Here is a 7,419-nt window from a genome sequence, read left to right as displayed (position 1 = left end):
GCACCCGTCAGCCGCGGCTTGTTGTCAAAGATCGACCACCCGATCAGGAGCGCCGTCGGAATCGCGCCGCCTTGCACTTGGGCACCTGTTCCGCCGGTGGGGCCGAGATCCACCGGGTAAATCACTTCGATTTCGCCGAACTCCCCAGAGGTGCCGGACAAGCAGCGCCCGTGCTCCTTGCGTACTTCTCTCATCTCGAACGAGGTGGTCAATGTCGCTCCTAATCAAACGGGTTGAGGAATTTGCCGACCCGTCTCGCGCCGGACGCTATCCCCTTCCCGAGGTCTTCGGCCTTGTCCCCCACCCAGTCGGTGGACGTGTTCCACGCGTCGGCGATGTTCTCCCGGTTCTCCCAGACGAGGGCGCCGGCGTAGACGACGCCGGTGCCGACGGCCAGGCCCACGGTGACCGGGTTCGGCGCGACCATCGCGGCGGTCAGGGTCGCGTTGAACGCGGTGCCCGTCAGGTCGGAGGCGAACTTGTCAGGATTGTTCGCGATCTTCTCGGAGTCGTAGGTGGAGAGGTTCGCGACACCGTAGAGCGTCGCGCCCGCGGACCCTACGATGCCCAGCCCCCGCATCGCGCCGGCCGTCTTGGCCGCATTGGCCAGGCCGCCGCTCTCCGCGACCGTGAGAAGGTTCGCCTGGCTGGCCGTGGGCGTGATCAGCGCGCCGTTCTTCATGTACGAGCCGTACTGCGCGGCCAAGGCATTGGATCCGCCGATGGCCGATCGCGCGGCGGGGGAGAGACTGTTCAGCACATTGGTGGCCCTGGACGCGTTCATGCTGCCGTTGATGAGCCGAGCAGTCAGTGTGCCCGGGGCGTTCAAGGAAACGCCGGGATTTCGGTAGGCCTGGATCAAGGCGAACGCGCCGGGAACCGTGACGGCGGTCGCCCTGGCGAAGGCGGCGATGGAGATGGTTCCCGATACATAACGGGAGTAGAGCCTGCCCATTCCGCGTTGCCCGAGATCCTGGTGACGATGTCGCCCTGGGCGCGCGCCGACCACATGCTCAAGGTCTCTGTTTTGGGATCCATCATCAGCGAGCTCAGATCGAGGGATATGTCGTCATCGTCACTCGGCGGGGCGGCTGCGATCATGTCCCCCTTCGCCTGGCCGTTGAATCCGCTGCCGAACGTCATATCGTTTGCGCTGCCGCTGATGTCGTCCGTGACGACAGTCTCCAACGACGCCTTGAGATCCTTGTCCGCCTCGTCGAAGGACTTCACGCACGCATCGATGTACTCAGCCCAGGACGTCTCGTTCTCCTTGACGCTTTGGAGAGCCTCGGCATCCGCCTGAAGGTCAGCACGCTGCTGGCTGGTCAGCCGATCGTAGTCATAGGCGACACGGCCCTGTTCCGACACCTTCATGCCCGCGTCCACGGCGTCCGTGCGTGCGGACTCCAGGATCTTCTTGAGCTCGGCGAATCGCTCGCGCCCCGCGCGCAACAGTTTGGCGGTGGCCTTCGCCTGGGTCTGCGCCGCCTGATACTCGTAGTGGGTTCCGACGAACCGGCGGTCGGCGGCACTTGCCGACACACCTGCCCAGGAGGAGCACATTGCGATGGACAGGACAGCGCTCTTGTACCGCTCTTCGACCTTCTTGAGTTCTGCGGCCATGTCGTCCCACGCGGTTGCGGCCGTGGTGAGAAGGCCGAAGTCAGTGGTCATGGCCTCGTGATAGGTCAGCAACGCGTATCCCCGGAGAGCGTCCTGGTAGTGGGCATGCCGGAAGCCCACCATTCAACCTTGCGTTCGGTCGGCATTACCCCGGTCTCCCCAAGGGGCGTCCCATGACCGGACGCCCCTTTCGCATGGCCCTGTATGTGCAGGTCAACGGTATGCGACCCGATGGACCGTGGCCCACGCTTGGTCCGCACACCTTAATTCAACAAGGGCACAGAGGCGATTCAAGCTGAGACAGCCCCCACGACGAAGGGGCGTCCCTGACACCTTGGGTTCTAGGAGTCGTTGTAACACCCCAGTTCAAGGGGTGCGATGGACTTCGAGATCCGTAAGGACCGGACGAAGCCTCAGGGCAGGAAGAAGCTCATCCGGGAGCGGGAGGCATACTCCCGGCTCATGCAGCAGGGTGTGAGCAACCGGGAAGCGTGCCGGATCGTCGGGATAGACCGCCGGACCGGCCAGAAGTGGCGCAACGGGCGTCACGCATACGGAAACCGGAAGGCGTTGCCACCGGTCAACGCGGTGGCAGTGCCTGCCGGGCCGTCCCGGTACCTGCGGGAAGCAGACCGCATACACATCGCCGACCGGCTCCGGGAGAAGGCCACAGTGCGGGCGATCGCCGCGGAACTGGGCCGCAGTCCCTCGACGGTCAGCCGTGAGATCCGCCGCAACCGCCACCCCGAGTGCGAGGCTTATCGCCCGCACGCCGCCCAGGCCCGCGCGGACGCCCGCCGGCCCCGGCCCAAACGCCGCAAGATCATCCAGAACGCGGAACTGCGGGACGCCGTCCAGACGATGCTGGACGAGAAATGGAGCCCGGAGCAGATATGCCAAGCTCTGCGGACACGATTCCCCGACCGGCCGGAGATGCACGTGGTCCACGAGACCGTCTACCAGGCCCTCTACGTCCAGGGCCGGGGTCAGCTGCGGCGTGAGCTCGCCGGAGCCCTGCGTTCCGGCCGCGCCCGCCGCAGGCCCCAGAAGCAGGCCAACTGCGCCCGCCAGCCACGCTTCACTACACCCATGGTGATGATCAGCGAACGCCCCGCCGAGGCCGAGGACCGGGCCCTGCCAGGCCACTGGGAGGGCGACCTGATCACCGGCGCGGACGGCAAGTCCGCGATCGGCACCCTGGTGGAGCGCGCCACCCGCTATGTCACGCTGCTGCACCTGCCCGGCGATCACGGGGCCGAGGCCGTCCTCACGGCGCTGACAGCCACTGTCCAGACCCTGCCCGCCCAACTGATGCGGTCCCTGACCTGGGACCAGGGCAGCGAGATGGCCCGGCACGGCGAGTTCACCCTCGCCACCGACATCCCGGTCTACTTCTGCGACCCCGCCAGCCCCTGGCAACGCGGCTCGAACGAGAACACCAACGGCCTGCTGCGGCAGTACTTCCCCAAGGGCACCGACTTGTCCGTCCACACCCCCGAACACCTCGCCGCCGTCGCCGACCAGCTCAACCGCCGCCCACGCAAAACGCTCGGCTGGGAAACCCCAGCCGAGCGCCTGCATAAACTGCTCACGGCCTAGACAACCGACCACGTGTTGCGACGACCGCTAGAAACCGCCGAGAGGGGGCGCCCCTTCACATGCGACCGGTACGCGGTGCGCGCGGCCGGTGTGGGCGGGTCCGGCCGGCCCCGGTCCGGGCCGTGCGGGCCGTTCCGTATCGGCCGGGACGTCCCGTGCCGGCAGGGAATCCGGCGGCCAAGACGCGAGAACCGGGGAGACAGGGGGCGGACCTGTCTCCCCGGTGGCTTTCCGGAGTGTGCGCGGCACCCGGTCGGTGCCGCGCGACGCGGCTACTTCAGGCCGTTGCTGATCGCACCGACCAGCTCACCGTTGGTGGTGTCACCGCTGAACTCCCAGAAGAACGCGCCTCCCAGGCCCTGGCCCTTCGCCCACGTCATCTTGGACGCGATGGTGGCCGGGGTGTCGTAGCTCCACCAGTTGTTGCCGCAGCGGGCGTACGCCGTGCCCGCGATGGTGCCGGTGACGGGGCAGCTGTTCTTGAGGACCTTGTAGTCGTCGATGCCGGTCTCGTAGGTGCCGGGGGCGGCGCCGGTGGCGGTGCCGCCGGGCGCGTCCTGGGTGACGCCGGTCCAGCCGCGGCCGTAGAAGCCGATGCCGAGCAGCAGCTTGGAGGCGGGGACGCCCTGGGCCTTCAGCTTGGCGATGGCCTCGGCGGAGGTGAAGCCGGCCTTCGGGATGCCGTCGTACGAGGTCAGCGGGGAGTGCGGGGCGGTCGGGCCCTTCGCTTCCCAGGCGCCGAAGAAGTCGTACGTCATCACGTTGTACCAGTCCAGGGACTGGGCGGCGCCCGCGTAGTCGGTGGCGTCGATCTTGCCGCCGGCGGAGGCATCGGCGGTGATGGCGGCCGTCACCAGGTTCTTGCCGCCGAACTTGGCGCGGAGCGCGGAGGTGATGGCCTTCAGCGCGTTCGGGCCGCTGGTGTCGCAGGTCAGACCACAGGCGTTGGGGTACTCCCAGTCCACGTCGATGCCGTCGAAGACATCGGCCCAGCGCGGGTCCTCGACCAGGTTGTAGCAGGACTCGGCGAACGCGGCCGGGTTCTTCGCGGCGTCACCGAAGCCGCCGGACCAGGTCCAGCCGCCGAACGACCACAGGACCTTGATGTGGGGGTACTTCGCCTTGAGCTTGCGCAGCTGGTTGAAGCTGCCGCGCAGCGGCTGGTCCCAGGTGTCCGCGACGCCGTCGACCGACTGGTCGGCGGTGTACGCCTTCTCGTAGTCGGCGTACGAGTCACCGATCGCGCACTTGCCGCCGGTCACGTTGCCGAAGGCGTAGTTGATGTGCGTGATCTTCGCGGCGGAGCCGGAGGTGTCGAGGTTCTTGACGTGGTAGTTCCGCCCGTAGACGCCCCACTCGGTGAAGTAGCCGAGGTTGATCTTGCCACCGGGGCCGGGGGTCTCGCCGCCACCGCCCGTGGTGCGGACCTTGACCGAGCCGCTGACCGGGCCGGTCTGGTCGGCGGTGTCACGGGCCCGCACGGTGTACGAGTAGTCGGAGCCCGCGGTCAGGCCGGTGTCGGTGTGGGTGGTGCCGGTGACCGTGGCGACGACCGCGCCGTCGCGCAGCACGTCGTAGTTCTTGACGCCCTTGTCGTCGGTCGCGGCGGACCAGCTCAGCTTGACCGAGGTGTCGGTGATGTTGCTCGCGGTGGGGGTGCCAGGAGCGGAGGGGGCGTTGTCGCCGGGGACGCTGCCGCCGTCGCACGGGTTGCCGTTCAGCTTGCAGCCGGTGGGGGCGCCGGAGCCGGTGCCGTTGAAGCCGAAGGAGACACTGGCACCGGGGGCGACGGTGCCGTTCCAGCCGAGGTTCTTGGCGGTCCAGTGGTTGCCGGACCCGGTGACGGTGGCGTCCCAGGCGGAGCCGACCGAGGTGCCCGAGGGGAAGTCCCACTCGATGGTCCAGGAGGACAGGGCGGTGGTGCCGGTGTTCTTCACCGTCCACCGGCCCTCGAAGCCACCGCCCCAGTCGGACTTCTTGAGGTACGTGGCGGTCGCCGAGTCGGCGGCCTCGGCGGGGGAGGCCAGGCCCACCATGGCGGCGAGCGGAAGGAGCAGCGCGGTGACGCCCGCGACCGCTCTGGATCTGGTGGCTCTCCCGGTCCCGAGTCTGAATCGGGCCCGGCGTAGGGGGGTTTCAGTGCTCAACGGTGCTCCTCGGGTGAGGTCCGGACAATCGGGGGGTGGTCCGTGGACTGCAAACCCTGCGCCGCCCAGAGCACGCCTTGTCATGGCGCACTCACCGCAGTGTGTTGTGCGGCGAGATTAGGAAGGTCTGGACCAATCGTCAAGAGGTCCATACCAAAGATCGTTCTTCCGGCCTCACATGCCCAACTCCTGCGCCAGTACCGCCGCCTGGAGCCGGCTGCGCAGATTGAGCTTGCCCAGTACCCTGCTGACGTGCGTCTTCACGGTCGCCTCGGCCATCGAGAGGCGGACCGCGATCTCCGCGTTCGACAGTCCCTCGCCGAGGCAGCCGAGCACCTCCCGCTCCCGCCTGGTCAGCGCGTCGAGCACCTTCGGATCGGGCGCGTGGGCCGTCCGCACGGGCCGCGTACCGGCGAACTCCGCGATCAGCCGACGGGTCACCGCCGGAGCGATCAGCCCCTCGCCGCGCGCCACCGTGCGCACCGCCTCCAGCAGATCGCGGGCCTCGGCGTTCTTCAGCAGGAAGCCCGCCGCCCCCGCCCGCAGTGCGCCGAAGACGTACTCGTCGAGGTCGAACGTCGTCAGTACCAGCACGTCCGCCAGCCCTTCGCCGGTCACCTGACGCGTCGCCGAAACCCCGTCCAGACGCGGCATCTGGACATCCATCAGCACCACGTCCGGCCGGAGTTCGCGGGTCAGCCGCACCGCCGCCTCGCCGTCCGCCGCCTCGCCGACCACCTCGATGTCCGGCGCGCTGCGCAGGATGAGCACCAGCCCCGCACGGACGGCCGACTGGTCCTCGGCTACCAGGACCCGGATCGTCATTCCCCCACGTTCCCTTCGTCCACGGGCAGTTCGGCCCGTACCCGCCAGATCTTTGTTCCGGAGCCGTCGTCCACCGGCCCCGCCTCGATCGTTCCGCCCAGCAGCGCCACCCGTTCCCGCATGCCCACGAGACCGGCCCCCGATCCCGGCGCGCGCGGCCCGGAACGGTCGCCGAACACACTGCTGACCTCCACCGTGAGCGAGGACCCGGCGCGCCCGAGCCGCACCGCGACCGGGCCGGGCGCGGCGTGCTTGAGCGTGTTCGTCAGGGACTCCTGGACTATTCGGTAGGAGGCCAGTTCGACGGGTGCGGGCACCGGCCCACGCTCCTCGCGCGCGTCCTCGAAGGTGCAGGTCAGCCCACTCCTCCCGGCGTTCGTACCGGCCTGTTCGACCAGTGCGTCCAGCGCGTCCAGGGTCGGCGAGGCGCTCGGCTCGGCGTCCGCGCCACCGGTGCGCAGCAGCCCGATCAGCCGGCGCATCTCGGCGAGCCCCTCGACGCTGTTCTCGCGGATCACTCCCAGCACCTCGCGCGAGGTGGCCGGGTCGTCGATGGAGAGCGCGGCGGTGGAGTGGATCGCGATCGCGGAGAGATGGTTGGCCACCAGGTCGTGCAACTCCCTTGCCATCCGGGAGCGTTCCGCGGTCACCGCCTGGGTGCGGTCCATCTCGGCGAGCAGCGCGGTCTGTTCGGCCCGCAGCCGGGCCGCCTCGGCGGCGTCGCGGTGGTTGCGGACGCTGACGCCGGTGATCGCGGGACCGAACGAGACCACACCGGTGAGGATCCCGACGAGCAGGGCCTCCGGATTGCGGAACCACGCCAGGAAACCGATCGTGACCGCGACCGTGATCAGGAACGTGGTCACCGGGATGCGGCGGGCGGCGGCCGGTGTCCCGTACAGCACCGCCGCGTACATCAGGTCGGTGAACAGTACGACGGTCGCCATGTTCCCGACCGTGAACTGGTCCGCGACCACTGCGAAAGTGCCGACGATCAGACCCGTCTGCGGAGCCGTTCTGCGGACGAGTACGAACGCCGAGACGACGGCGAGCGGCAGCAGGGAGACCCAGGGGGCGGAGAAGATCCGGCCGCCCTGCGTGTGCAGCCCCAGCGCCCACAGCAACAGGCCGCTGAGGAGGCCGATGACCGCGATGAGCACGTCGTGGCGGTGCGGACGGAGGAAGGAGAACACCCTCCCATCCAACACGGCCGCGCGGGTGGAGG

The 7,419-nt window shown here is 68.7% G+C and carries 6 protein-coding genes and 1 pseudogene; 1 reads left to right on the top strand and 6 read right to left on the bottom strand.

The window, feature by feature from the left end; all coding sequences use genetic code 11:
• The 3 genes and pseudogenes from ACFYXM_RS28980 to ACFYXM_RS28970 all read right to left on the bottom strand — a co-directional run.
• Positions 1-212: pseudogene (locus ACFYXM_RS28980) on the bottom strand (hypothetical protein); the annotation flags it as partial.
• A gap of 8 nt (positions 213-220) precedes the next feature.
• Entirely contained in the window at positions 221-862 is a 642-nt protein-coding gene (locus tag ACFYXM_RS28975) for a hypothetical protein (protein ID WP_389293717.1), read from the bottom strand.
• On the bottom strand, positions 859-1,674 hold the full coding sequence (locus tag ACFYXM_RS28970) for a hypothetical protein (RefSeq protein ID WP_389293715.1): 816 nt from the start codon (positions 1,672-1,674) through the stop codon (positions 859-861). Before ACFYXM_RS28970 ends, ACFYXM_RS28975 begins: the two co-directional genes overlap by 4 nt.
• 423 nt (positions 1,675-2,097) lie before the next feature.
• Here ACFYXM_RS28970 and ACFYXM_RS28965 point away from each other — a divergent pair, with 423 nt between their 5' ends.
• Positions 2,098-3,222, top strand: a complete 1,125-nt coding sequence (locus ACFYXM_RS28965) for an IS30 family transposase (RefSeq protein WP_389293730.1) — start codon at positions 2,098-2,100, stop codon at positions 3,220-3,222.
• Between the two features lie 272 nt (positions 3,223-3,494).
• Here the strand turns inward: ACFYXM_RS28965 and ACFYXM_RS28960 are convergent, their stop codons facing one another.
• The 3 genes from ACFYXM_RS28960 to ACFYXM_RS28950 all read right to left on the bottom strand — a co-directional run bounded on the left by ACFYXM_RS28960 (position 3,495) and on the right by ACFYXM_RS28950 (position 7,387).
• A complete protein-coding gene (locus ACFYXM_RS28960; protein WP_389293713.1) occupies positions 3,495-5,369 on the bottom strand; it encodes a glycosyl hydrolase family 18 protein in 1,875 nt (624 codons plus the stop codon).
• Positions 5,370-5,543: 174 nt separating this feature from the next.
• Positions 5,544-6,194 carry a response regulator gene (locus ACFYXM_RS28955; protein ID WP_389293711.1) on the bottom strand — a complete coding sequence of 217 codons (651 nt, stop codon included), beginning with the start codon at positions 6,192-6,194 and terminating at the stop codon, positions 5,544-5,546.
• Positions 6,191-7,387, bottom strand: a complete 1,197-nt coding sequence (locus ACFYXM_RS28950) for a sensor histidine kinase (protein WP_389293728.1) — start codon at positions 7,385-7,387, stop codon at positions 6,191-6,193. Before ACFYXM_RS28950 ends, ACFYXM_RS28955 begins: the two co-directional genes overlap by 4 nt.
• Between the last annotated feature and the right edge of the window lie 32 nt (positions 7,388-7,419).

The sequence above is a fragment of the Streptomyces sp. NPDC002476 genome, assembly GCF_042889785.1.
Classification (GTDB): domain Bacteria; phylum Actinomycetota; class Actinomycetes; order Streptomycetales; family Streptomycetaceae; genus Streptomyces.
This window is presented reverse-complemented; position numbering and strand designations above follow the sequence as displayed.